Source organism: Novosphingobium rhizosphaerae (assembly GCF_050920675.1).
GTDB lineage: Bacteria > Pseudomonadota > Alphaproteobacteria > Sphingomonadales > Sphingomonadaceae > Novosphingobium > Novosphingobium rhizosphaerae.
The window spans coordinates 2,203,198-2,225,349 of sequence record NZ_CP137861.1 but is presented as its reverse complement, the minus strand read 5'-3'; the positions used below and the strand labels follow the sequence as shown (position 1 = coordinate 2,225,349).

Here is a 22,152-nt window from a genome sequence, read left to right as displayed (position 1 = left end):
GAGGTCATGCAGGACGAACCCGGACTCTTTCCTGAACGAAGCGCGCCCGATCCGGATCTGGTGCCCGACCGCGTGCGCGAGGCGGCGCACGATCCTTCCGGCCACCGCGCCCGCCTGCGCCGGCGCCTGCTGGGTGGCAGCGACGATGCCCTGGCCGATCACGAGGTGATCGAGGCGCTGTTGATGACCGTTATCCCGCGCATGGACGTGAAACCGCTGGCGCGCATGCTGCTGCAGCGCTTCGGCTCGCTGCCCGGCGTGTTCAATGCCGATCCACGCGCGCTGCAATCGGTGCCCGGCATCAAGGAAGCCGCCGCCGCCGCGCTGCGCATCGCCGGGGTCGCCGCACGGCGCCTGGCCCGCGCCCAAGTGCAGGAAATGCCGGTGCTATCCAGTTGGCAGGCGCTGATCGATTATCTCACCATCGACATGGCGCACCTCAACCACGAACGCGTGCGCGTGCTCTATCTCAACACCCAGAACCGCCTGCTGCTCGACCAGATCGTGAGCGACGGCACGCTGGACGAAAGCGCGATCTACACGCGCGAGATCATTGCCAAGGCGCTGGCCATCGGCGCGGCCGCGCTGATCCTGGTCCACAACCATCCTTCGGGCAGCACCCAGCCCAGCCGCGCCGATATCCAGATCACCCACAAGATCATGGAAGCGGCACGGCTGCTGGGCGTGACCGTGCACGATCACGTGATCATCGGCCGCGAAGGCCACACCTCGCTCAAGGCCAAGGGCTTGATTTGATACGCCCCTCCTCTTTAGAGGAGGGGGGAATTTTACTTATTTCTCGAAACTTACACCAGCCCGGCATGCTCCAGGGCGGCATCAACCGCGCGGCGCGCGGCGTCGCTGCAGGGCACCAGCGGCAGGCGCAGTTCCTCGCCCATCCAGTCGTGCACGCGCGAAAGCGCATACTTGACCGGGCCGGGCGAAGCGTCTTCGAACATGGCATAGTGCAGCGGATAGAGCTTGTCGTTCAGCTCGCGCGCCAGGGCCAGGTCATTGGCCGCGCAGGCCGCCTGGAATTCGGCGCAGAGCTTGGGCGCGACGTTGGCCGTCACCGAGATGCAGCCCACCGCGCCTGCGGCATTGGCCGGGAGCGCCAGTTCATCGTCGCCCGAAAGCTGGCAGAAATGCTTGCCGATGCCCATGCGGTGATCGGTCACGCGCGACAAATCGCCGCTCGCGTCCTTGATGCCCACGATCTTGTCGGGATAGCGCTTGGCCAGTTCGCACACCGTTTCGGGCAGGATATCGGTCACCGTGCGGCCCGGCACATTGTAGAGAATGATCGGCAGGTCGTTGTTTTCGGCCAGATAGCTGAAATGCGCGATCAGGCCGGCCTGGCTCGGGCGGTTGTAATAGGGCGCCACGCACAACGCCGCCTGGGCGCCGCACTTCTTGGAAAAGGTCATGTGCAGCAGCGCGTTCATCGTGTCGTTGCTGCCGCAGCCTGCAATCACCGGCACGCGGCCGGCGGCCTGCTCCACGCAAACCTCGATCACGCGGTGGTGTTCGGCGTTGGACAGGGTCGATGCCTCGCCCGTGGTGCCGCAGGGCACCAGCGCCGACGAACCGTTCTCGATCTGCCAATCGACCAGGCGACGAAATGCTTTCTCGTCAAGGGCTCCATCGCGAAACGGTGTCACCAAAGCCGGAATGGAGCCGGAAAACATGGACATTATCCCTCGTCTTGTCGCACAATGCGGGTCTGGGCAGGTCTGGACGCTTGCCGCGCGGCGCATACCGCGTCAAACCACAGTTTGCCACTGCAAAGCCATATTCAGCGCCTGATAAGGAGGCGGCATAGACGATGTCCAGCATGGACATGCCCCGAACCCCGGTTTCCCCCCCATTGCGCAACGCCCTGCGCAATGGGCTGTGCGGCCTCGCCGCGCTCGTTGCCCTATCGATGCCCACGCGCGCCAGCGATGCCGGGCCCGATACCGATGGCAGCGCGTGGGACCGTGCCCGCGCGCAGTTGATCGCCGGGCAGCAGGGGCCGATGGCCCTGGCCATTTCGCGCTGGGAACTGCTGACGTCTTCCAATCGCTTCAATTTTTCCGATTATGCCGGCTTCCTGCTGTCATACCCCGGCTTCCCCGACGAAGAACGCCTGCGTCGCTATGCCGAAGGCGCGCTGACCCGCGAAACCGGCACCGGTGCCGGCGGAGACGTGCGCACGATCGTATCGTATTTCGATCGCCAGCCGCCGCTCACCAATCCCGGCCGTGCCCGCTATGCACTGGCCTTGCGCACCCTGGGCCGGCCCGATGCCGATGCCATGGCCAAAGCCGCCTGGCGCGGCGGGCCGATGAGCGATGCCGACGAAGCCGCGATCCAGGCCATGTGGGGCGCCACCTTCACGCCCGACGATGCCGACGCGCGAATGGACGCGCTGTTATGGGCCGGCGCTACCGACCAGGCCAACCGCGCGTTCGGCGCGGTTTCCCCCCTGCGGCGCGGAATCGATGGCGCGCGCCTGATGGCCTTGCAGGGCCTCGATCCCTATGCCGCCGCCGCCGGAACGCCGGCAGACATGCTCAACGGCGACCCCGGCTTTCTCTATCTGCGGGCGCGCCAGTTGCGCAAACAGGGCCAAGGCATGCTGGCGCAGCAGCTTCTGGCCAACCGGCCGCCGCTGCGGGCCAAACCGCTGGCGCGCGGCAAGTGGGTGGAGGAACTGCTGGCCAACGCGCAGGGCGCCGCCAACGGCGGCGATGCGCGCAGCGCCGTGGCGATCGCGCGCGGGGTGGACGATGCCTTCGACGCGGGCGAAGACATCAGCCAACTGCCCTATGACTTGCGCGACGATTACACCTCGCTGGTCTGGCTGGGCGGAACCCAGGCGCTGTGGAGGCTGGGCGATGCGGCCAACGCCGCGCCGCTGTTCTGGCGCTATGGCAATGCCGCGCGCACGCCGGGCACGCGGGCCAAGGGGTTTTACTGGGCCGGCCGCGCCGCCGCGCAGGCTGGGCTGACAGGTGATGCCCAGCGCTATTTCGCCATGGCCGCGCGCTATGCCGATCAGTTCTACGGCCTGCTCGCGCTGGAACGGCTGGGCCAGAGCGTGCCCAATTTCGCCTATGATTCGCGCGCCATCCCGACGCCGGACGAACGCGCCCGCTTCAACGCCAGCCCGCTGACCCTGGCGGTGCGCGAAGTGGCACGCAGCGGGCAGTGGCGCACCACAGTGCGCTTCTTCAAGGAAATTTCCGAACAGCAGCAGACCGAGGGCCAGCACATGCTGGTGGCCGAACTGGCCCGCGAACTCGGCCGAAGGGACCTTGGCGTGATCGTGGGCCAGGCGGCCGGCGCGCGTGGCTATCTCGATTTCCAGCACATCGCCTTTCCGCTGATCCCGGTTCCCCCTGGCACCGAGCAGTCCTGGACGATGATCCACGCCATCACCCGCCAGGAAAGCCAGTTCGCCCAGAATGCGATGAGCCACGCCGGCGCGCGTGGGCTGATGCAGTTGATGCCGGCCACGGCGGGCGAGCAGGCCGGCAAGCTGGGCCTGGCCTATTCCACCCAGGCGTTGACCGACGATGCCGGTTTCAACATCATGCTGGGCAGCGCCTTCTTCGGCCGGCTGATGGACATCTATGGCGGTTCCACCCCGTTGGCCGTGGCTGCCTACAACGCCGGGCCGGGCAACGTGAACAAGTGGCTGCGCGCCAATGGCGATCCGCGCACCGGGTCGGTCGAATGGGTTGACTGGATCGAGCGCATCCCGCTGTCGGAAACCCGCAACTATGTGCAGCGCGTGCTGGAAAACGCCGTGGTCTATGACGCGATGAACCCTGACAAGGCGGAATGGCACGGGCCCAACCCGATGAGCCATATCCTGGGCAAGCCCACGCCGGGGTGAGTGAAAGGGTCGGGGGTGGTGGAACCCAACGCTGCACGCTAAAGACGCACGACAATGAAACCCGATGGCAATCCGATCACGCCCGCCGGCCTTGCTGCCCTGCGCGCGCGCTATGACCACCTGCTGGGCACCGAACGCCCGGCCATCGTAGAGATCGTCAGTTGGGCTGCCGGCAACGGCGATCGTTCGGAAAACGGCGATTACCTTTATGGCCGCAAGCGCATGCGCGAGATCGACCGCGAACTGGCCTGGCTGGCACGGCGGATGAAAGCGGCGCGCGTGGTCGATCCGGCGCGCCAGGAAGACCAGAGCCGCGTGTTGTTCGGTGCCACGGTGGAACTGGCCGACGAGGACGACAACCGCCGCACGCTCACCCTGGTGGGCGATGACGAGCAGGACGCCAGCAAAGGCCTGATCGGGTGGAGCGCGCCGATCGCGCGGGCGCTGCGCGGGGCGCGGGTGGGCGATCTGCGCGTGGTGCGCCTGCCCGGCGGGGAAAAGGAATGGGAAATCATGGCCATCAGTTATCCGGTGCCGGCATGAACGGCCCCGAAAACCGGAACACGCCCCTGCCCGGCCGCTTTTTCGTGCTGCGTCATGGCGAAACCGTGTTCAACGCCGCACGCCGCCTGCAATCCAATGCCATGCACACCCCGCTTACCCGCCAGGGCTTTGAACAGGCGGTGATGATGGGCCAGGCGCTGCGCGGCGAACTGGGCGAGCGACCGGCCGTGCGCCTGCACATTTCCGATACCGGCCGTGCGCTGCAGACCGCCTCGCTGATTGCCGAGGAACTGGGGATCGACTGGTTCGCCGCGCACCGCACGCCCGACTTGTTCGAAATCGACATGGGCTCGTGGATCGGGCGCGGGTATGATGATGTGGAAGCCGAACATGGCCCCATCACGCTGGCCGACCACCTGCTGCGCCCGGCGCCCGATGGCGAGGATTATCCGGCGATCGCCGCCCGGCTGCAACACTGGATCGATGCCATGGGGCACACCGGCGAAACCCATATCGTGGTGATGCACGGCATTTCCAGCCGCGTGCTGCGCGGTTTGCTGGCCGGCTTGGCGCCCCACCCCGATCATGGCGCACCGATCGCGCCGTCGTTGGTGCAAGGCTCCATCGCGCTGATCGAGAACGGGGAAGAAACGGTGTTCTTCGGCGCTTCGCGCGGGACGAAGCACGCCTGATGGCGCAAGTGATCAACTTGCGCCAAGCCCGCAAGGCCCGCGCCCGCCAGGCGGCTGAGGCCCAGGCAGCAACCAATCGCGCCCGTTTTGGCCGCACCAAGGCCGAAAAGGCCGCCGACCAAATGCGCGAGGAACAGGCGAAGCGCCATCTCGATGGCCACCGCCGCGATGGAGACGAGGCCTGATGCGCACCACGTATGAAAGCGCGACCGTGCGGCTCTATCACCTGGCCGACGGGCCCGAGGGCAGCGCGGCGCAGACCCTGTTCTATGGCCCGCTCGAAGAGGCGATGGCCCTGGCCGCCCAGCAAAGCGAAGAGATCCAGGCCGACTTGTTCATCGCCACCGACAACGACGTGATCGCATGGCTCGACCTGGCCGAAGGCTGATCCTGACGCTGGTCATGGCCGGCGTGCTGCTGCCCGGGCCGGCCGGCGCGCGCGATGCACTGGGCGTGTGGGACGATTGGGCAGCGTTTCGCGATCCTGCGGTGCCGCGCTGCTATGCCATTGCCATGCCCGCGCCCAGCAGCCGCCCGCGCGACATGGTCCCTTACATGACGATCGGCACCTGGCCGCGCCGCAACCTGCAAGGACAAGTGCACTGGCGCCTGTCACACCGCATTGCGCCAGGCAGCAAAGTAACCCTGAGCCTGGGCGACGCGCGCTTCGATCTTGTCGCCGGCGAAGCGGCTGCCTGGGCGCAGGACCGACGGATGGATGCCGCGGTGGTGGCCAAGCTGCGCACGGCCACCACGCTGAGCGTCAGCGGCAAGGGCCGCGATGGGCGCACCTTTCGCGATAGCTATCGCCTGACCGGCGCCGCTTCGGCCATGGATGCAGCAACGCTTGGCTGCATCGGCGCGTGACACAGCAAAACGGGCCGGGGTTTCCCCCGGCCCGCCCTTGCAACAGACGATCAACCCGTGATCAGAAGCGCAGGCCGTAGGTGGCCACGATCTGGTGGCGATCGGTATCGATGTCGAACCGGTCGCTGGTGTTGCCGTCGAAGTTGAAGTTGGCGCGGCTGTAGTTCGAATAACGGTATTCGATCTTGCCGAAGGTCTTGGGGCTGAAGGCATATTCCAGACCGCCGCCGACGCGATAGCCGTCAGTGGTGATGCGGTAGTCTTCCGAGGTGGTGCCGTCGGTGCCCTGCAGCTTGTAGTGCATGTTGGTGTAGCCGCCCTTCACGTAGAGCATGGCCTTGGGCGACATGGCATAACCAACGCGACCGCCGACGTAGAGGTCACGGCCGGCGCTCACGCGGCCCAGGTTGAACGTGTTGGGTTCGAACCGATTGGTCCACTTGGCGGTGCTACCGGTCGCTTCACCTTCCACGCCGACAACCAGATTGGTTCCAACCGGCACGTCAAAGCCGATTTCACCACCATAGAGCAGGCCGTCGATCGACTGCTTCTGGTCGCGGGTGCTGTCGTTGTCCACCGAGCTGCCCGAACGGCTGATGTCATAGCCCAGAACGGCGCCAACACGCGGGCCGACAAAGGTGCGGTTCGGTGCGTCAGGCGTTCCCGCAGTGTCCTGAGCAAAGGCGGGGGCGGCAACGGCAAGTGCCGAAACGGCAACGACGCTGGCGAGAATGGTCTTCATAGCGGTTCAACTCCATGCGAACTGTTCTTTTCTGTCGGCCGGTTGCCAGTTCCTTTTGGAACATTCCAATTTGGCAACCTTGCTGCGACCCGACAGACCTGCAACGAACGGCCTCAGAGGCGATCCGGTTTCATGAACACAGCACAACAAGAAAACTGTGGCATTTGCGCCACAGCGTGCATCGCGCTAGGAGGCGACATGGCCAACCCGTTTTCGCCCGCCATCACCCCTGCCGCGTGCCAGGCCGCCACGGCCACTTTGGCCGCGTCTGGCCATGTGCGCCTGGCCCCGGTTTTGCCCGCCGCAACTGCCGATGCCCTGCATCGCTGGATGGGCGAAGAAGCGGCGTTTTCCCGCGTGCTCAACCAGGGGGACAAGGTCTGGGATCTTGATGCCAAGGCCCGCGCCGCGCTCGATCCGCAGCGGCAGGCCGCCCTGCTCGATGCGGTGCATGCCCAGGCCCGCGATGGCTTTCAGTTCCTGTTCGATTCGCTGCGCGTGTCCGACGATCCGGCCGAGCGGGCCGCGCGCAACTGGCCGGTGGACCGGCTGGTGAGCGCGTTCAACACGCCGCCATGGCTCGATCTCTTTCGCACGCTGACCGGCGAACCGGCCATCCGGCTGGTCGATGGCCAGGCCACGCGTTATCTGCCTGGCCACTTTCTCACCTGCCATGATGACAATGTCGCCGGAAAAAACCGGGTCGCGGCCTATGTCCTCAATCTCACGCCGCAGTGGCGGGTGGAATGGGGCGGGCTGCTGATGTTCCACGATGATGCCGGCGATGTGCAGCGCGCGCTGGCGCCGCGTCACAACGCGCTGCACCTGTTCCGCGTGCCGCAGCGCCATTCGGTTTCGCAAGTCACGCCCTTTGCCGGGGCGCCGCGCCTGGCGATTACCGGGTGGTTGCGCCGCTGAGAGTCCGTTTGAAAAATGCGCCATGGCGCATTTTTTGGGCGGCACCAGCCCGCTCCCCCACCCGACCTCCCATAGGGTACTATCGTTGGGAGGTCGGGTGGGGGAGCGGGCTGGTGCCGCAAATCCGGCAAAGCCGGATTTCCAAACAATCGCTGCGTGCAGCGGGAAACGACGCCCTCTGGCGATTTTCCCACAAATGCGTATATGGCGGGGCATGAACGCCCCCACTTCGCTTCCCGTGTCCATGCCGATTCCCGGCCATATCGATCCCGTGCCCGTGCCGCGCCCGGTTACCCCGCGCGAGGATGGCCGGACCGATCTGATCGGCCTGCCCCGCCCGCAGATCGCCACGCTGTTCCAGGACGCCGGGCTCGATGCCAAGGCGGCCAAGCTGCGCGCCAAGCAGGTGTTTCACTGGCTCTATCACCGTGGCGTGACCGAATTCGAGGCGATGACCGACATTGCCAAGACCATGCGCCCCTGGCTGGCGGAACGGTTCGTGATCGGCCGGCCAGACGTGGTGGAAGCGCAGGTTTCCACCGATGGCACGCGCAAGTGGCTGCTGCGCACCGCCGATGGCCATGACTTTGAAATGGTGTTCATTCCCGATGCCGACCGCGGCACGCTTTGCGTGTCGAGCCAGGTGGGCTGCACGCTCAATTGCCGGTTCTGCCATACCGGCACGATGAAGCTGGTGCGCAACCTGACGCCGGGCGAAATCGTCGGCCAGGTCATGCTGGCGCGCGATGCGCTGGGCGAATGGCCCAAGGGATCGATGGCCAGCGCCGCGGACGACCTCGATCTGGACGAGGACGAAGGCAGCTATACCGCCGATGGTCGCCTGCTGACCAACATCGTGATGATGGGCATGGGCGAGCCGCTCTACAACTTCGACAACGTGCGCGATGCGCTCAAGCTGGTGATGGACGGCGACGGCCTTGCCCTGTCGAAGCGGCGCATCACCCTGTCCACCGCCGGCGTCGTGCCGATGATGGCCCGCGCGGGCGAGGAAATCGGCGTCAACCTGGCGGTTTCGCTCCACGCCGTGACCAAGGACGTGCGCGACGAGATCGTGCCGATCAATCGCAAGTTCGGACTGGAAGAACTGCTCCAGGCCTGCGCCGACTATCCCGGCGCCAGCAACGCGCGGCGCATCACGTTCGAATATGTCATGCTGAAAGACCGCAACGACAGCGACGATGACGCGCGCGAACTGGTGCGGCTGATCAAGCAGTACAAGCTGCCCGCCAAGGTGAACCTCATTCCGTTCAACCCCTGGCCGGGCGCGCCTTATGAATGCTCCACCCCGGAACGGGTGAAGCGCTTTGCCGAAATCGTGTTCGAAGCGGGCATTTCCGCCCCCGTGCGCACCCCGCGCGGGCGCGACATCGATGCCGCCTGCGGCCAGCTCAAGACCGCTGCCGAACGCCGCAGCCGCGCCGAGATGGACCGCCTGGTCGCCGAAAAGCAGGCTGCGTTGGGGTAGGAGGCTGCCTTAGGCCTCCACCACCCCGCCCCGGCTCACCATCCGCACGCCGCCGGCCACCCAGACCGCGCCTTGCCCATCCTGGGTCAGCACCACGCGCCCGTCGGCGCCAGTGCGGCGCCCTTGCGTGGCGACATAGCGGTGCTGGGCCAGGCCCGCGGCAAACAGGACTTGCGCCGCGGCGGCGTTGAGACTGCCGGTCACCGGATCTTCCACGATCTTGCCCTGCGGGTTGGTAAAGAACGCGCGCAGCTCGAAATCGCTGTCGGTGCCGGGCGCGCAGGGGCCAATCAGGCCCACATCGGTGGGCACCGGCGCGCTCGCAACCGGCACGGCAGCCAGCACATCGGCTGCGCTGCGCAGCCGCAACAAGCGCCAGCCAGGACCGTTGTAGGCATGCACCGCATCGACCACCGCGCTTTCCGGCACGCCGGCCACGCGGATCGCCTCGTCACGATCTTCGGGCGAAAGCGGCCCCCCACGCCTTAGCGCCGGGGCCCGAAACGCCAGGACATCATCTTCCACGCGCACGTCCACCAGCCCCACGCCACATTCCTGGATCACCAGCCCAGGCGTGCGCGGCACGCCGCCCGCCGCCAGCCAGGCCTTGGCCGTGCCCAGCGTGGGGTGGCCGGCAAAAGGCAATTCGCCGGCCGGGTAGAAAATCCGCACCCGATAGTCGGCGGCAGGGTCTGTGGGTGGCAGCAGAAAGGTGGTTTCCGAAAAGCCCAGCCAGCGCGTCAACGCCAGCATCGCATCGGCATCAAGGGCATCGCCCCAGCGCACCACGGCCAGGGGATTGCCCGAAAGCGGGCCCGAAACGAAAACATCGACAAGATCGAGCAACATTCGACCATGACTATCGACCAGCCCCGCGCCCGGCAAGGCACAACCCGTCGCGCAGGCGGCTCGCTTTGCCCCGGAACATGAAAGACAACGAGACGTTCATCGCCGGTTGTGGATCGCATCGCTCAAAACCGGGTTCACCGTCACGAATTTTCGGACCAAGCAGGGAGCATACCCCATGAAGAAGACCATTCTCGCCGCGGTCATGGCCGCCATCGTTCTTCCCGCCGCACCGGCCATGGCCGATCCGGGCCACGGCCGTGGCCACGGCTATGGCCGTCACGATCGCTTCGACGATCGCGGCCGCTATCGCGAGCCCCGTCCGATCGGCCGCGACGAGCGCATCTGGCGTGGCCGCGACGGCCGATACTACTGCAAGCGTAGCAACGGCACGACCGGCCTGATCATCGGCGCCGCCGGTGGCGCCCTGGTGGGCCGCGCGATCGACACGCGTGGCGATCGCACCATGGGCACCCTGCTGGGCGCCGTGGGTGGCGGCCTGCTTGGCCGCGAAATCGATCGCGGCAACGCACGCTGCCGTTAAGGTTCTGATCCGGGACTACGTCGATGACGTAGTCCCGGCTGGTTTGGCACCAGCCCACTCCCCCCACCCGGCCTCCCACGCAAGCATACCTTTTGGGAGGCCGAGTGGGGAGCGGGCCGGCGCCGAACCCAAAAATCGCCCAGCGGCGAATTTTGGATCAGACTCCAACGCACACATCCTGAAAAATCAGGATATTGAATAATCGGTGCGGCCCGCTTGCAGGCGGGCCGCGCTTGTGCATAGTGGACATGCGGGGAGGGTCCGTCGGAGCTTTATTAACGATGTCCATGTTGATCCTGGGTCCGGTGCTCAAACGCCTGATCCGCCACGGTACCTTGTCAGTAATCGAAGCAGATGGCCGCAGCCGGGTGTTTGGCGTGGCCCAGGAAGGCTGGCCCGATCTTACCCTGCGCCTGATGGACAAGAAGGTCCCGGGCTATCTGGCCCGCAACCCCAGCCTGGGCCTGGGCGAGGCCTTCATGGATGATCGCGTCCGCATCGAGGGCGGCGACATCATGGATTTCATCAGCTTCGTGCGGGCCAACAACCCGTGGGAACGCGCCGGAGACATCGACAATCCCGGCCCCTTGCGCAAGCTGTGGCTCAACATCGCCGGCCGGATCGACCAGTTGAACGCGCGCAACGCCTCGCGCCGCAACGTCGCCCATCATTACGATCTGGATGATCGCCTCTACGATCTGTTTCTCGATCCGCTGCGGCAGTATTCCTGCGCCTATTGGGGCGAAGGGGTGACCACGCTGGAAGAAGCCCAGCACGCCAAGGTGGAACATATCGCCGCCAAGCTGGCACTGCGCCCGGGCCTGCGCGTGCTCGATATCGGGTGCGGCTGGGGTGGCCTGGCGATCCAGTTGCACAAGCTGACCGGCGCGAGCGTGCACGGCATCACCCTGTCCAAGGAACAGCTTGCCTATGCCCAGGACTGGGCGCGGCGCGAAGGGGTGGACGGCGACGTTACCTTCAGCCTGACCGACTATCGCGACGTGACCGATACGTATGATCGCATCGTCTCGGTGGGTATGTTCGAGCATGTCGGCGTGCCCAACTTCAGCGCCTATTTCCGGCAATGCCACAATATCCTGGGCGAAGACGGGGTGATGCTGATGCACACCATCGGCCGCGTCGGCCCGCCCAGCGTGACCGACGATTTTACGCGCAAGTATATCTTCCCGGGCGGCTATATCCCGGCAATGAGCGAGACGGTGGCGGCGGTCGAACCCAACCGCCTGATGATCACCGACGTGGAAGTGCTGCGCCGCCACTATGCGCCCACGCTGCGCGCCTGGTACGATCGCTGCGTGGCCAACAAGGACAAGATCGAGGCGCTGTTCGATGCGCGCTTCTATCGCATGTGGCTATTCTACCTGGCCGGTGCCGCCACCGCGTTTGAACATGCCGATATGGTGAATTTCCAGTTCCAGCTGGTGCGCCATCGCGACACGCTGCCCCTCACCCGCGACTATATCGGCCGGGAAGAGAACGGGCTGCGCGCGCGGCGGTTGGCCGCCGCCGGCGCCGAGGCTGGCGCCGACGGGGCCAAGGTGTTTCACTTCGACGCCAGTTCGCGCACCAACGCGGGCGCCGGATAGATCGTTTCCAACGCTTGTTGCACGGCGGCGGTGCTGACCACCACGGTGCGGTTTACGTCACCCTGGTACCCATAGTTCCCACCCAGCGAATGGATGTTTCCGTCAAAGGCGGCGCCGATCACGGCGCCGTCCTTGTCGACCACCGGTGAGCCGGAATTGCCGCCGATGATATCGTTGGTGGTCACGAAATCGAACGGCGTGGCCTTGGCGATCTGCGCCTCGTGCGCGGTAAAACCCTTGGCAAGCAGGAACGGCTGCGCGCCGGTGGCGCGGTCGAACGCGCCGCCGATGGTCGTCACCGGCGCCACGTCGGCCCCGCGTTCCTTCCATCCCGCCACTTTGCCATAGCTGATGCGCAGCGTGAACGTGGCATCGGGATAGAGCGTCGCGCCATAGGCGGCAAAGCGCGCATCGGCGAGCTTGGCCCCGGCCGCCACCAGCGGCCCTTGGTATTGCGCGTCCACCGCCTTCTGCAGTTCGCGCTGGCGCGGCTCCAGGGTGCGGGCATAGACGATCAGCGGATCGGTGCTGGCGGCAATCGCGGCCGCGCCCCCTTCCCACAGTGCCTTGCGAACGGCGGGATCGGCCAGCTTCGTTCCCGAAATCAGCCGCTCCGCCAGGCCTTCGGGGCTTTCCTTGCCCAGCATCAGGCGCGTGTCGGGATCATCGGCGCCCAGGTATTCGCGCGCCTTGGACAGGCTCCACTCCAGCTCAAGCTGTTCGAGCCAGGGGTAGGTCGGCTTGGCATCGAGCACTTGCTTTTCCAACAGCGGTAGCGCGCTGTCGGTGTAGCCGGGCAGGCGCTCGCCATTGGGCTTGCCCCGCTCGATCGCGGCTTTCACCAGCGTTTCGGCATAGCCGTAAAGGTCGCCCATCGGCTGGGTAAAGCGATAGGCGGCGTAGATGTTGCGATAGGCGGCCACCGCCTGCCCCACTTGCGCCCAGGGATCGCCGATCGCGGCATTGCCGGCCACCTTGGCTTTCAGCGTCGCCTCGTTATCGGCCAGCATCTTCAGGAAGGCGGGGTCATTGAGCGCCTTCTGCCGCCCGATATAAGCCTTGAGCGCGTTTTCAAAACCGAACAGGCTGTCTCCGCCCTCGCGCTTGCGCTCGGGGCTCTGCTCCATCGCGGTGATCAGCCGGCCGCGCAATTCGGACAGCACCGTGTTGGTGATCGGCAGCGACACCTCGCGCTGGAACGCGATCTGGTCCATCGTGAACAGCCGCTGGGTGGAGCCGGGATTGCCCACCACGAACGTCGCCTCGCCCGGCTGGGGCGCCCGCGCGCTCCATTTCAGGTGCGCGGCCACTTTCACCGGCTTGCCGTTTTCATAGGCGCGCAGGAACGCGGCATCGAGGGCATAGCGCGGATAGTTGAAATTGTCGGGATCGCCGCCAAAGAACGCCGCCTGGAATTCGGGCGCCCACACCAGCCGCACGTCGGAATACTTGCGATAGGTATAAAGCTTGTATTGCCCGCCGCCGAACAGCGTCACCACCTGGCAGCGCGTGGTGGCGGTGTCCTTGCAGCCGGCCTTCTCGATCTCGGCAATCTTGGCGTCGCGCGCCTTGACCAGCGCTTCACCCGCCAGCGTGCCGATCGCGCCTTTCACGGCGGCGGTCACGTCGGTGATGGCTGTTACCACTTCGGCCTGCTGCCCCGGGCACTTGCGCTCATCCTCGCGCCGGGCAGCAATGAAGCCGTTCGCGACCAGGTCTTCCTTGTCGCTCGACAGGTTCTGCGCGCAATCAACCACGCAGTGGTGGTTGGTGAGGATCAGCCCCTCGGCCGAAACGAAGCTGGCCGAACAGCCCCCCGTCAGCCGCACGGCCGAGGCACGCACGCGATCGAGCCACGCCTGGTCGGGCGCCCAGCCATAATCCTGCTTCATCCGCGCGGCGGGAAAGGCATCGAACGTCCACATCCCCTCGTCGGCCCGGGCAGGGGCGGCAAGTGCCAGGGGTGTGGCCAGCATGGCGCCGGCGAGCATGGCAAGGCGCAGGCGCAAAAGCGCGGGATAAGGCAGCATGGGGGCATCCTCTTGCAAGGCTTTTCGGATGGCCATGGGGTGCCATGGACCACGCCCCGCTGCAAACCGAAACAGATGCAGCAATCGGAAAAACCGAGCGTTGCCAATCGGTCCGAAACCGAGCGATTGCGGCAGCGCGGCAACCACCGAAAAGCAGTGTAATTTTTGGCAACACACACGCGCCTGCCCGTCCAAACCGCCCAATGTCGGTCGAAACCCAAGGCATTGCGGGATGACTTCGCCGCCCGCTTCTGGCCCTGCTCTACAGGTCTTCACTTAGCAGGGGGTGTAAGGGAAGCGACATTGGCATCGATGGAACAAGGCCGGGAGCAGGCGGATTGGCCATAGCTCCGGAGGGTTGCCACAGGCTGGGGAAGTCGTGGCATCTGCTATCCGTCGGGCGGTGTCGCCGCCCGACCCGCCCACCCACGCGCCCAGCCCTTGCGGCATGGCGCGGCTTTTCCTGCCCGATCCATCGGCCACTGTTTCACGCTCTTTGCCCCCTGCCTTGCGGGGAGAAATGCGCACCGATGCCGGGACGCGGGGTGCCGACGGGAAGGTGCCCCTCCACCACCCGGCAATGCCGGCGGTCCCCCTCCCCACCGCTGTGCGGCAGGGAGGATCAGGGGAACTACTCCTCCCCATTTCTGATGGGGAGGTGGCAGGCCGCAAGCCTGGCGGAGGGGCAAGGCGCGCCGCCGTGCCCCCTCACTGCCAGGCGCGGAACGTCACGCCCAGGGTGCGGGGATCGCTTGGCGTGCCCAGGATCAAGCCGGAATTGCCCGCCTGGATCGTCAGGTTCTGGATATAGTCCGCATTGAACAGGTTGCGCGCAAAGACCCCCAGTTCCACGCCGGGCCCGCCATCGCGGCGGCTGCGCCACGCGAGGCTGGCGTTGGTCAGCGCATAGCCGTCGATCATGGTATAGCGCGAGAGCGAGGGATCGCCGTTATAGCTGGTGCGCCAGGCGGTGTCGCTGTGCAGCACCCATTCGCCCCGCGCCATGGGCAGGCGATAGTCCAGGCCCAGCGTCTCGGTCCAGCGCGACAGACCGGTCAGCGTCTTGCCGGTGAGGTCGCACGCCGTGGTGGCCGCCGTCTGCACTTCCAGCGGGCACGGCCCCTTGGGATAATCGGTATAGCGGCCATCGGCATAGGCCAGGGCGCCGGTCAGCGTCAGCCCGCCCCAGTGCAGCGCGGCATCGGCTTCCACCCCCTGCACCCGCACGCGCGGAATGTTGGAAAGATAGCCGCGCAGGGCCACGGTCTGGCTGGAATCGACGATCGTCGCCTGGAAATCGCGCACCGTGGTGCGATAGGCCGCCAGGTTGAGCGTCAGGCGGTGGTCCCACCACTGGCTCTTGATCCCGCCTTCCCACGTCACGTTGCGTTCGGGGCGGATCACCGCGGTGGCAAGCACCGGCTGGTTGGCACTGTCGAGCGGCAGGCCCGACATGTTGATCCCGCCCGACTTGAACCCCTGGGCATAGCCGGCATAGGCCATGATGGAGGGGGTCACCTGCCAGGCCAGGTTGGCCCGTCCCGAAAGGCTCGCATCGCTGTTGCGCGCGGTATAGGATTGGGGCCGCAGCACCGAAAGCTGCGCGGCGATCAACGCGGCGTTGCTGGTCGCCGGCCCGCCGAACACGGTGGTGGCATATTGGCCGTTCTTGTCTTCCCAGGTCTGGCGCAGGCCGCCGGTCAGCGTCACGCGCCGCAGTACTTTCCAGTTCGCCTCGGCAAAGGCGGCATAGCTGCTGACGGCATAGCGCGTGTTGCCGGTCTGGCCATAGCCGTCGAGCAGGTTGGCTGGGATCGTCGTGCCGTTGCTCGTGGTCGTGCCCAGCAGCCACGGCGCGCCATAGGAACCATAGATCGAGATCGGGTGCCCGGTGATGACCTGGCGGAAATAATAGAGCCCGGCCACATAGCTGAGGCGATGATCGCCGTTGGATGCCAGGCGCAGTTCCTGGCTGATCTGATCCTGGCGCGAGGGGATGTGCTGCGTGGTCTGGATCTGCAGGCCGGTATAGTCGCGATCGTTGGCCGCGTCCCAGTTCCAGAAGCGCCAGGCACTGACCGACGTGAGCGTGGCGGCGCCCAGGTTCCAGTCCAGCGTTGCGGCAACGCCCCCTTCGTTGGTGTTCACCCCCAGCGCAGCGTCGATATCGGTCAACCTGTCATAAGGATTGGTGCTGGGCGGGGCATAGTGGGCAGCGGCGGCCAGCGCCGCATATTGGCGCGAGGCGCTGCGCTGGCTGGTGCCAACGCGCAGGTAAACCTGGGTGCAGCATTCGCCGCCAAAGCGGGCATAATCGGCCACCAGCCGAAGCCGCACGCTCGCCGAAGGCGTGAACAGCAGCTGGCCACGCAGGGCCTGGTTGTCCACGCTGTTCTGGTCAGCGCCGGTGCGTACATTGTGGATCACCCCGTCACGCCGCGTGAGCAGGCCCGAGACACGATAGGCCAGCACATCGTCCACCAGCGGCCCGGTCGCCATGGCCCGCGCCTGCACATAACGGCGCTCGCCCAGGCTGACTTCCTCGCTGGCGGCCGGCGTGAAGGACGGCAGGCGCGAAGTGATGGAAATCGCCCCGGCCGTGGTGTTCTTGCCGAACAGCGTGCCTTGCGGGCCGCGCAGCACTTCCACCCGCTCGATATCGGAAAAGTCGAACGCCGCCGTCGCCGGGCGGGCGTGGTACACGCCGTCGACATAAAAGCCCACGCCCGGCTCCAGACCGTCGTTGGCCTGGCTCACCGCCACGACGCTCGATCCCAGGCCGCGAATGGTAAAGGCCGTGTTGCGCGGGTTGGCTGAGGAATAAGCAAGCGCAGGTACCAGCGTGGTCAGCGCCTGGGTGTTGACCGCCAGCGACCGATCGAGCCACGCGCCGCCCACCACGCTCAACGCCGCGGGAACGCGCTGCGCCGGTTCGGGCCGTTGGCGCGCCGTCACGACGATATCGTTGGCCGGCCCGGGCAAAGGTTGCGGATCGGCAGCCGAATCCGCCCGCGCCCCGTCCGGCATGACCAGGAGTGCCGCCAGGGCGAGCCCGGCCGGCGCCACTTTGCACAAGTGGCGTTTCGTCGCTGAATTCATGGATCTATTGCCCCTGGATACTGCACCGCGGCCAAGCCGCAGTGTCATATTTTGTCACCCCAGGCTATATTTCACGAAACACAGCATAGCGCAAGGATCATCCCAAACCCCCGAAAATGCGGCGCCCCTCGCCATCAATTCCGTCTATTTTACGTCAATCCTTTGTCACGAATGTGTCATCAAAACGTCATAGGGGCGGCCAACAGCCCTGAACGGACACTTCGCCTCATGCGTATCCTTCCTTGCCTTTTCGGCGCCGCCCTGGCCGCAACCTGTATGCTTGCCCCCGGCGCCGCCCGCGCAGACACCGACACGCAGGGCTGGGGCGGATTGACCGTCACCGCCAAGGCCGGGCCCCACTGGCGCGTGTCCAACGAAACCATCTTGCGCACCGGCAACACGCGCGGGTTCTACGAACTCGAAGACAATTTCATGGTCGGCTACAAGCTGGACAAGACCTTCACCGTGTGGCTCGGCTACACCCACGATCCCAACTACTTGCACGGCGATTTCGCGGTGATGGAGCGTCGTTTCCGCCAGCAGGTCTCGTTCGACAATTTCGCCCACCTGGGCCCGGTGCGGTTCAACGGCCGCATGCGTCTGGAACAACGCTGGCGCGACAACATGCCCGGCACCGGCTGGCGCCTGCGCCCGTTCATCAAGGCCAGCCTGCCAGTGGCCAAAGACAGCAAGGTCATGATCGTGGCCAGCCACGAAAGCTTCATCGACCTGAACAAGACCACGTTCCAGACCGTCAACGGCGAGGAACGCATGCGCAATTTCATCGGCGTCAATGCGCCGATCACCAAGACGCTATCGGTTGAAGCCGGCTATCTTAACCAGCACGGCATCCGCCCCGGCAAGCTCGACAGCAGCGACCACGTCGCCTCCGTGGCGCTCACTCTCGCGCTGTAATTTCCGCGCGATTCGACGCTTCGATCGGCTGGCGCCTCTTTCCCCGGCTGCCCCGATCGTTCCTCGATCCCCGTGCAGCCGCCGGCGGCGCGCACGGGGCCGGCCCGCCTTGCCATGCCGAACCGGGGGGAACGGCGTGGCAGGGCGGGCCGATCCGGCACGCTGGCGCCCCTGCCCCTTGCCTTAACGGCCGCACGCCCGTAGCGGGCGGGCGAGCACCAGCAAACCTGTCAACTCCGGAGTCGAACCATGGTCCCCCGTTATGCCCGCCCCGCGATGACCGCGATCTGGGAACCCGAAGCGCGCTATCGCATCTGGTTCGAGATCGAGGCCCATGCCACGCAGAAGCTGGGTGACCTGGGCGTGGTGCCGCAAAGCGGCGCCAAGGCGCTGTGGGACTGGTGGGCGACCAACCCCACGATCGACGTGGCCGCGATCGACGCGATCGAAGCGGTGACCAAGCACGACGTGATCGCCTTCCTCGACTGGGTGGCGCAGCAGGTTGGCCCCGAGGCGCGCTTCATGCACCAGGGCATGACCAGCTCCGACGTGCTCGACACCACGCTGGCGGTGCAGCTGGCCCGCGCCGCCGATATCCTGCTGGATGACATCGACGCCCTGCTCGCCGCGATCAAGCGCCGGGCGACAGAGCACAAGTATACCCCGACCATCGGCCGCAGCCACGGCATCCATGCCGAACCGACCACCTTCGGCAAGAAGCTGGCCGAGGCCTATGCCGAATTTTCGCGCTGCCGCACGCGCCTGGTCAATGCCCGGGCCGAAATCGCCACGTGCGCCATTTCCGGCGCAGTGGGCACCTTTGCCAACATCGATCCGGCCGTGGAAGAATACGTGGCCGAAAAGCTGGGCCTGAGCGTCGAGCCGGTGTCCACCCAGGTGATCCCGCGCGATCGCCACGCGATGTTCTTTGCCACGCTGGGCGTGATCGCCAGCTCGATCGAGCGCCTGGCCACCGAAGTGCGCCACCTGCAGCGCACCGAAGTGCTCGAAGCGGAAGAATACTTCTCGCCGGGGCAAAAGGGTTCGTCCGCCATGCCGCACAAGCGCAACCCGGTGCTGACCGAAAACCTCACCGGCCTTGCCCGCGTGGTGCGTTCGGCCGTGACCCCGGCGCTGGAAAACGTGGCGCTGTGGCACGAGCGCGATATCTCGCACTCGTCGGTGGAACGCTTCATCGGCCCCGACGCCACGATCACGCTTGATTTCGCCCTCGCCCGCCTGACTTCGGTGGTGGACAAGCTGGTGGTTTATCCTGAGCGGATGCAGAAGAACCTCGATCGCATGGGCGGCCTGGTCCACTCGCAGCGCGTGCTGCTGGCCCTGACCCAGGCCGGCGTGACGCGCGACGAGGCCTATCGCCTGGTGCAGCGCAACGCCATGAAGGTTTGGGAATCCGACGGCCAGCTTTCGCTGCTCGAACTGCTCAAGGCCGACGAGGACGTGACCAAGGCCCTGACCGCGCAGCAGATCGAGGAAAAGTTCAACCTGGACTATCACTTCAAGGCTGTGGATACGATCTTCGCCCGCGTGTTCGGCGAATAATGCAAGTGCTGGCGCTTCGTTTACAATCTGCCTAATGTCCGCCACCCGTGCATGGGGCACGGCAGGTTGAAGGTGAAGCGCCACACATGAAGCAGATCCGCATCGTCTTGTGGCTCGCCCTCGTTGCGGCCTTTGCCGCTTTCATCGTGATGAACGCGGAAACCGCGCGGGTGAATTTCTGGCCCTATGGCGCCGGGTATCTGCATTTCGACTGGCCGGTGGGATTTGTCGCGCTGGTCTTTTTCCTGGCCGGGTTCCTGCCGCCCTGGGCGGCGGGCCGCCTGCGCCGCTGGCGCCTCAAGCGCCGCATCGCCACTCTGGAGTCGAGCCTGGTGAGCCAGGCCGGCACCTATCCCGCCACCGATGCCGCCATTGATGCGGCCCAGCCGGACATCCACCCGTGAGCAACCCGATCTATCTTGCCGTCGATCTTCCCCGCCTCGATGCCGCAGTGGCGCTGGGGCAAAAGGTGAAAGGGCACGTCGGCGGGTTGAAGCTGGGTCTGGAATTCTTTTGCGCGCATGGTCACCACGGCGTCCTGGAAATGGCCAAGATCGGGTTGCCGATCTTCCTCGACCTGAAACTGCATGACATTCCCAACACGGTCGCGGCCGCGATGCAGTCGATCCATGTGCTGCAGCCCGCGATCGTCACCATCCACGCCGCTGGCGGGCGGGCGATGATGGAAGACGCCAAGGCGGCGGCCGGCGAAGCGTGCAAGGTGGTGGCCGTAACCGTGCTGACCAGCCTGGACGATGCCGACGTGGCCCGCACCGGCATTGCCGGCACCCCGCACGACCAGGTGCTGCGCCTGACCGACCTCGCCCAGGAAGCGGGCCTCGATGGCATCGTCTGTTCGGGCCACGAAGTGGGCGAAGTCCACCGCCGTTGGAAGAATGGCTATTTCGTGGTGCCCGGCCTGCGCCCGGCCGAAGGCAAGGGCGCCGCACTGGGCGACCAGAAGCGCGCCATGACGCCGAGCGCCGCCCGCGATGCCGGCGCATCGTGCCTGGTGATCGGCCGCCCGATCAGCCGCGCCGAAGACCCGGTGGCCGCCGCCCGCGCCATCGAAGCCACGCTGTAAGCGCCATGCCGACCGCTGTGGAGCCAAAGTTCAGGCTGGCCACCTTGGCTGACCTGCCCGCGCTGCGCACCTTGGTGGAACGTGCCTATCGCGGCGACACCGCGCGCCAGGGCTGGACACACGAGGCCGATCTGCTCGATGACGAACGCACGTCGGACGCAGAACTCGCCGCCGCGCTTGCCGCCGCCGACAAGCGCGTGATCGTGGCCGAAGCAGGGCATGGCGCACTGGTGGGCACGGTCACACTGGTGGGCTTGCCCGGCAGCAAGGCCTATCTCGGCATGCTCTGCGTTGATCCCGATGTGCAGGCCGGTGGCCTGGGGCGCGCGCTGCTGGCGCAGTGCGATGCCATGGCCAAGACGGAACTGGGCGCCCGCGCCATCGAAATGACCGTAATCGACCGCCGCCCTGAACTGATCGCCTGGTACGAGCGCCGCGGTTATGTCCGCACCGGTGAAACCCGCCCGTTCCCCGGCACCATGGCGGTCGATTTTGCCATGGTCGTGCTGGAACGCCCGCTTACCTGAACGGTTTCCCTTGCAACGGTTCAGCGCGCCGCAAGCTCGCTTCGGCCATGCCTGAACCGTAACAAACGGAGACCGTCCCCGATGAAGCGCCTGATCCTTGCCGCCAGCATTGCCGCCCTGCCGCTGGCCGCGCTTGCCGTTCCCGCCCATGCCCAATCGGTGCAGACCGCCCCGGTCGTCAGCCCCGGCGCTACCGTCCTGACCGTCCAGGCCGAAGGCCGCACCACGCGCGTGCCCGATCTGGCGGTGTTCTCCGCCGGCGTCACCAGCGAAGGCAAGACGGCGAGCGAAGCGCTGGCCGCCAATGCCCGCGCGATGAATGCCACGCTGTCCGCGCTCAAGGCCAGCGGCGTGGCCGCGCGTGACATGCAGACCAGCAATCTTTCGGTCAGCCCGGTCTATGGCCAGCAAAAGCGCCTGCCCGACGGCAGCACCGAAGGCGATCCGGTGATCGTGGGCTATCGCGCCACCAACCAGGTGCAGGTCAAGCAGCGCGACCTTGCCCGCTATGGCCAGGTGATCGACACGCTGGTGAAAGCCGGCGCCAACGAAGTGAACGGCCCGAGCTTCCAGCTCGACAAGCCCGACGTGGCCCAGGACGAAGCGCGAGTCGACGCGGTGAGCAAGGCCCGCGCCCGCGCCGAACTCTATGCCCGCGCTGCCGGCCTCAAGGTGGTACGCATTCTGACCATCAGCGAAACCGGCGGCTGGTCGCCCCAGCCGCCGATGCTCTATGCCCGCGCCGACAAGATGATGATGAGCGCCGCACCAAGCCCGGTTGCCGCCGGCGAACTGGACGTGAGCGCATCGGTCACCATCACGTTCGAGCTTGCACCGCAGTAAGC

Annotated in this window: 22 protein-coding genes; 17 read left to right on the top strand and 5 right to left on the bottom strand. The window is 66.1% G+C overall.

Going from position 1 to position 22,152, the window contains the following annotated elements; all coding sequences use genetic code 11:
- Nucleotides 1-6: 6 nt before the first annotated feature.
- A complete protein-coding gene (radC, locus tag R9J51_RS10250; protein ID WP_168554382.1) occupies nt 7-756 on the top strand; it encodes a RadC family protein in 750 nt (249 codons plus the stop codon).
- Between the two features lie 50 nt (nt 757-806).
- On the opposite strand, the gene dapA is transcribed toward radC, so the two are convergent.
- Nucleotides 807-1,688 (bottom strand): 4-hydroxy-tetrahydrodipicolinate synthase, encoded by an 882-nt coding sequence (dapA, locus tag R9J51_RS10245; RefSeq protein ID WP_168555446.1) that lies wholly within the window; start codon nt 1,686-1,688, stop codon nt 807-809.
- A gap of 137 nt (nt 1,689-1,825) precedes the next feature.
- Here dapA and R9J51_RS10240 point away from each other — a divergent pair, with 137 nt between their 5' ends.
- From R9J51_RS10240 to R9J51_RS10215, 6 genes are read left to right on the top strand one after another with little or no spacing between them, the layout of a single operon-like run.
- Nucleotides 1,826-3,883 carry a lytic transglycosylase domain-containing protein gene (locus R9J51_RS10240; RefSeq protein WP_246865868.1) on the top strand — a complete coding sequence of 686 codons (2,058 nt, stop codon included), beginning with the start codon at nt 1,826-1,828 and terminating at the stop codon, nt 3,881-3,883.
- Between the two features lie 54 nt (nt 3,884-3,937).
- Entirely contained in the window at nt 3,938-4,426 is a 489-nt protein-coding gene (gene greB / locus R9J51_RS10235; RefSeq protein ID WP_168554381.1) for a transcription elongation factor GreB, read from the top strand.
- Nucleotides 4,423-5,079: a histidine phosphatase family protein gene (locus R9J51_RS10230; RefSeq protein WP_179504410.1), complete on the top strand. Its 657-nt coding sequence runs from the start codon at nt 4,423-4,425 to the stop codon at nt 5,077-5,079. Before greB ends, R9J51_RS10230 begins: the two co-directional genes overlap by 4 nt.
- Nucleotides 5,079-5,264: a DUF4169 family protein gene (locus R9J51_RS10225; protein WP_168554379.1), complete on the top strand. Its 186-nt coding sequence runs from the start codon at nt 5,079-5,081 to the stop codon at nt 5,262-5,264. Before R9J51_RS10230 ends, R9J51_RS10225 begins: the two co-directional genes overlap by 1 nt.
- Nucleotides 5,264-5,467 (top strand): hypothetical protein, encoded by a 204-nt coding sequence (locus tag R9J51_RS10220; protein WP_179504409.1) that lies wholly within the window; start codon nt 5,264-5,266, stop codon nt 5,465-5,467. The genes R9J51_RS10225 and R9J51_RS10220 overlap by 1 nt, the downstream gene beginning before the upstream one ends.
- Complete coding sequence (locus tag R9J51_RS10215; protein WP_432787372.1) at nt 5,443-5,946, top strand: hypothetical protein; 504 nt, start codon at nt 5,443-5,445, stop codon at nt 5,944-5,946. Before R9J51_RS10220 ends, R9J51_RS10215 begins: the two co-directional genes overlap by 25 nt.
- A 61-nt stretch (nt 5,947-6,007) precedes the next feature.
- Here R9J51_RS10215 and R9J51_RS10210 read toward each other — a convergent pair whose 3' ends face one another.
- Nucleotides 6,008-6,688 (bottom strand): porin family protein, encoded by a 681-nt coding sequence (locus tag R9J51_RS10210; RefSeq protein ID WP_179504408.1) that lies wholly within the window; start codon nt 6,686-6,688, stop codon nt 6,008-6,010.
- Nucleotides 6,689-6,886: 198 nt separating this feature from the next.
- Between R9J51_RS10210 and R9J51_RS10205 the strand changes: the two genes are divergently transcribed.
- Both R9J51_RS10205 and rlmN read left to right on the top strand, forming a co-directional pair.
- The gene (locus tag R9J51_RS10205; protein WP_179504407.1) at nt 6,887-7,606 is read left to right on the top strand and encodes a 2OG-Fe(II) oxygenase family protein; all 720 of its coding nucleotides are present in this window, start codon (nt 6,887-6,889) and stop codon (nt 7,604-7,606) included.
- A 214-nt stretch (nt 7,607-7,820) separates the two neighbouring features.
- Nucleotides 7,821-9,092 carry a 23S rRNA (adenine(2503)-C(2))-methyltransferase RlmN gene (gene rlmN / locus R9J51_RS10200; protein WP_179504406.1) on the top strand — a complete coding sequence of 424 codons (1,272 nt, stop codon included), beginning with the start codon at nt 7,821-7,823 and terminating at the stop codon, nt 9,090-9,092.
- Nucleotides 9,093-9,101: 9 nt separating this feature from the next.
- Here the strand turns inward: rlmN and R9J51_RS10195 are convergent, their stop codons facing one another.
- Nucleotides 9,102-9,941, bottom strand: coding sequence for a PhzF family phenazine biosynthesis protein (locus R9J51_RS10195; RefSeq protein WP_179504405.1), 840 nt, complete (start codon nt 9,939-9,941; stop codon nt 9,102-9,104).
- A 175-nt stretch (nt 9,942-10,116) separates the two neighbouring features.
- On the opposite strand from R9J51_RS10195, the gene R9J51_RS10190 reads away from it, so the two are divergent.
- A complete protein-coding gene (locus R9J51_RS10190) occupies nt 10,117-10,482 on the top strand; it encodes a glycine zipper 2TM domain-containing protein (RefSeq protein ID WP_168554372.1) in 366 nt (121 codons plus the stop codon).
- Between the two features lie 287 nt (nt 10,483-10,769).
- Entirely contained in the window at nt 10,770-12,089 is a 1,320-nt protein-coding gene (locus R9J51_RS10185; protein ID WP_179506417.1) for an SAM-dependent methyltransferase, read from the top strand.
- Here R9J51_RS10185 and R9J51_RS10180 read toward each other — a convergent pair.
- Entirely contained in the window at nt 12,047-14,119 is a 2,073-nt protein-coding gene (locus R9J51_RS10180) for a S46 family peptidase (protein ID WP_179504404.1), read from the bottom strand. The genes R9J51_RS10185 and R9J51_RS10180 overlap by 43 nt on opposite strands.
- 708 nt (nt 14,120-14,827) lie before the next feature.
- The gene (locus R9J51_RS10175; protein WP_179504403.1) at nt 14,828-17,218 is read right to left on the bottom strand and encodes a TonB-dependent receptor; all 2,391 of its coding nucleotides are present in this window, start codon (nt 17,216-17,218) and stop codon (nt 14,828-14,830) included.
- A 276-nt stretch (nt 17,219-17,494) separates the two neighbouring features.
- Here R9J51_RS10175 and R9J51_RS10170 point away from each other — a divergent pair, with 276 nt between their 5' ends.
- From R9J51_RS10170 to R9J51_RS10145, 6 genes are all read left to right on the top strand, one after another.
- Nucleotides 17,495-18,133, top strand: coding sequence for a DUF2490 domain-containing protein (locus R9J51_RS10170; protein WP_248290252.1), 639 nt, complete (start codon nt 17,495-17,497; stop codon nt 18,131-18,133).
- Nucleotides 18,134-18,382: 249 nt separating this feature from the next.
- Nucleotides 18,383-19,696: an adenylosuccinate lyase gene (gene purB, locus R9J51_RS10165; RefSeq protein ID WP_168554369.1), complete on the top strand. Its 1,314-nt coding sequence runs from the start codon at nt 18,383-18,385 to the stop codon at nt 19,694-19,696.
- 86 nt (nt 19,697-19,782) lie between these two features.
- Nucleotides 19,783-20,100 carry a LapA family protein gene (locus R9J51_RS10160; protein WP_179504402.1) on the top strand — a complete coding sequence of 106 codons (318 nt, stop codon included), beginning with the start codon at nt 19,783-19,785 and terminating at the stop codon, nt 20,098-20,100.
- Entirely contained in the window at nt 20,097-20,780 is a 684-nt protein-coding gene (gene pyrF, locus R9J51_RS10155) for an orotidine-5'-phosphate decarboxylase (RefSeq protein ID WP_179504401.1), read from the top strand. The genes R9J51_RS10160 and pyrF overlap by 4 nt, the downstream gene beginning before the upstream one ends.
- A 44-nt stretch (nt 20,781-20,824) precedes the next feature.
- Complete coding sequence (locus R9J51_RS10150; protein ID WP_432787370.1) at nt 20,825-21,307, top strand: GNAT family N-acetyltransferase; 483 nt, start codon at nt 20,825-20,827, stop codon at nt 21,305-21,307.
- Nucleotides 21,308-21,388: 81 nt separating this feature from the next.
- Nucleotides 21,389-22,150: an SIMPL domain-containing protein gene (locus tag R9J51_RS10145; RefSeq protein ID WP_179504399.1), complete on the top strand. Its 762-nt coding sequence runs from the start codon at nt 21,389-21,391 to the stop codon at nt 22,148-22,150.
- Nucleotides 22,151-22,152 lie beyond the last annotated feature (2 nt).

Coding starts and splice junctions, on each gene's coding strand:
- R9J51_RS10190 (WP_168554372.1), top strand. CDS start 10,117: ATGAAGAAGACCATTCTCGCCGCGGTCATGGCCGCCATCGTTCTTCCC.
- R9J51_RS10145 (WP_179504399.1), top strand. CDS start 21,389: ATGAAGCGCCTGATCCTTGCCGCCAGCATTGCCGCCCTGCCGCTGGCC.
- R9J51_RS10225 (WP_168554379.1), top strand. CDS start 5,079: ATGGCGCAAGTGATCAACTTGCGCCAAGCCCGCAAGGCCCGCGCCCGC.
- rlmN (WP_179504406.1), top strand. CDS start 7,821: ATGAACGCCCCCACTTCGCTTCCCGTGTCCATGCCGATTCCCGGCCAT.
- R9J51_RS10170 (WP_248290252.1), top strand. CDS start 17,495: ATGCTTGCCCCCGGCGCCGCCCGCGCAGACACCGACACGCAGGGCTGG.
- R9J51_RS10175 (WP_179504403.1), bottom strand. CDS start 17,218: ATGAATTCAGCGACGAAACGCCACTTGTGCAAAGTGGCGCCGGCCGGG.
- R9J51_RS10230 (WP_179504410.1), top strand. CDS start 4,423: ATGAACGGCCCCGAAAACCGGAACACGCCCCTGCCCGGCCGCTTTTTC.
- R9J51_RS10180 (WP_179504404.1), bottom strand. CDS start 14,119: ATGCTGCCTTATCCCGCGCTTTTGCGCCTGCGCCTTGCCATGCTCGCC.
- R9J51_RS10220 (WP_179504409.1), top strand. CDS start 5,264: ATGCGCACCACGTATGAAAGCGCGACCGTGCGGCTCTATCACCTGGCC.
- dapA (WP_168555446.1), bottom strand. CDS start 1,688: ATGTTTTCCGGCTCCATTCCGGCTTTGGTGACACCGTTTCGCGATGGA.
- R9J51_RS10195 (WP_179504405.1), bottom strand. CDS start 9,941: ATGTTGCTCGATCTTGTCGATGTTTTCGTTTCGGGCCCGCTTTCGGGC.
- radC (WP_168554382.1), top strand. CDS start 7: ATGCAGGACGAACCCGGACTCTTTCCTGAACGAAGCGCGCCCGATCCG.
- R9J51_RS10160 (WP_179504402.1), top strand. CDS start 19,783: ATGAAGCAGATCCGCATCGTCTTGTGGCTCGCCCTCGTTGCGGCCTTT.
- purB (WP_168554369.1), top strand. CDS start 18,383: ATGGTCCCCCGTTATGCCCGCCCCGCGATGACCGCGATCTGGGAACCC.
- greB (WP_168554381.1), top strand. CDS start 3,938: ATGAAACCCGATGGCAATCCGATCACGCCCGCCGGCCTTGCTGCCCTG.
- R9J51_RS10215 (WP_432787372.1), top strand. CDS start 5,443: ATGGCTCGACCTGGCCGAAGGCTGATCCTGACGCTGGTCATGGCCGGC.
- R9J51_RS10210 (WP_179504408.1), bottom strand. CDS start 6,688: ATGAAGACCATTCTCGCCAGCGTCGTTGCCGTTTCGGCACTTGCCGTT.
- R9J51_RS10205 (WP_179504407.1), top strand. CDS start 6,887: ATGGCCAACCCGTTTTCGCCCGCCATCACCCCTGCCGCGTGCCAGGCC.
- R9J51_RS10185 (WP_179506417.1), top strand. CDS start 10,770: ATGTTGATCCTGGGTCCGGTGCTCAAACGCCTGATCCGCCACGGTACC.
- R9J51_RS10240 (WP_246865868.1), top strand. CDS start 1,826: ATGTCCAGCATGGACATGCCCCGAACCCCGGTTTCCCCCCCATTGCGC.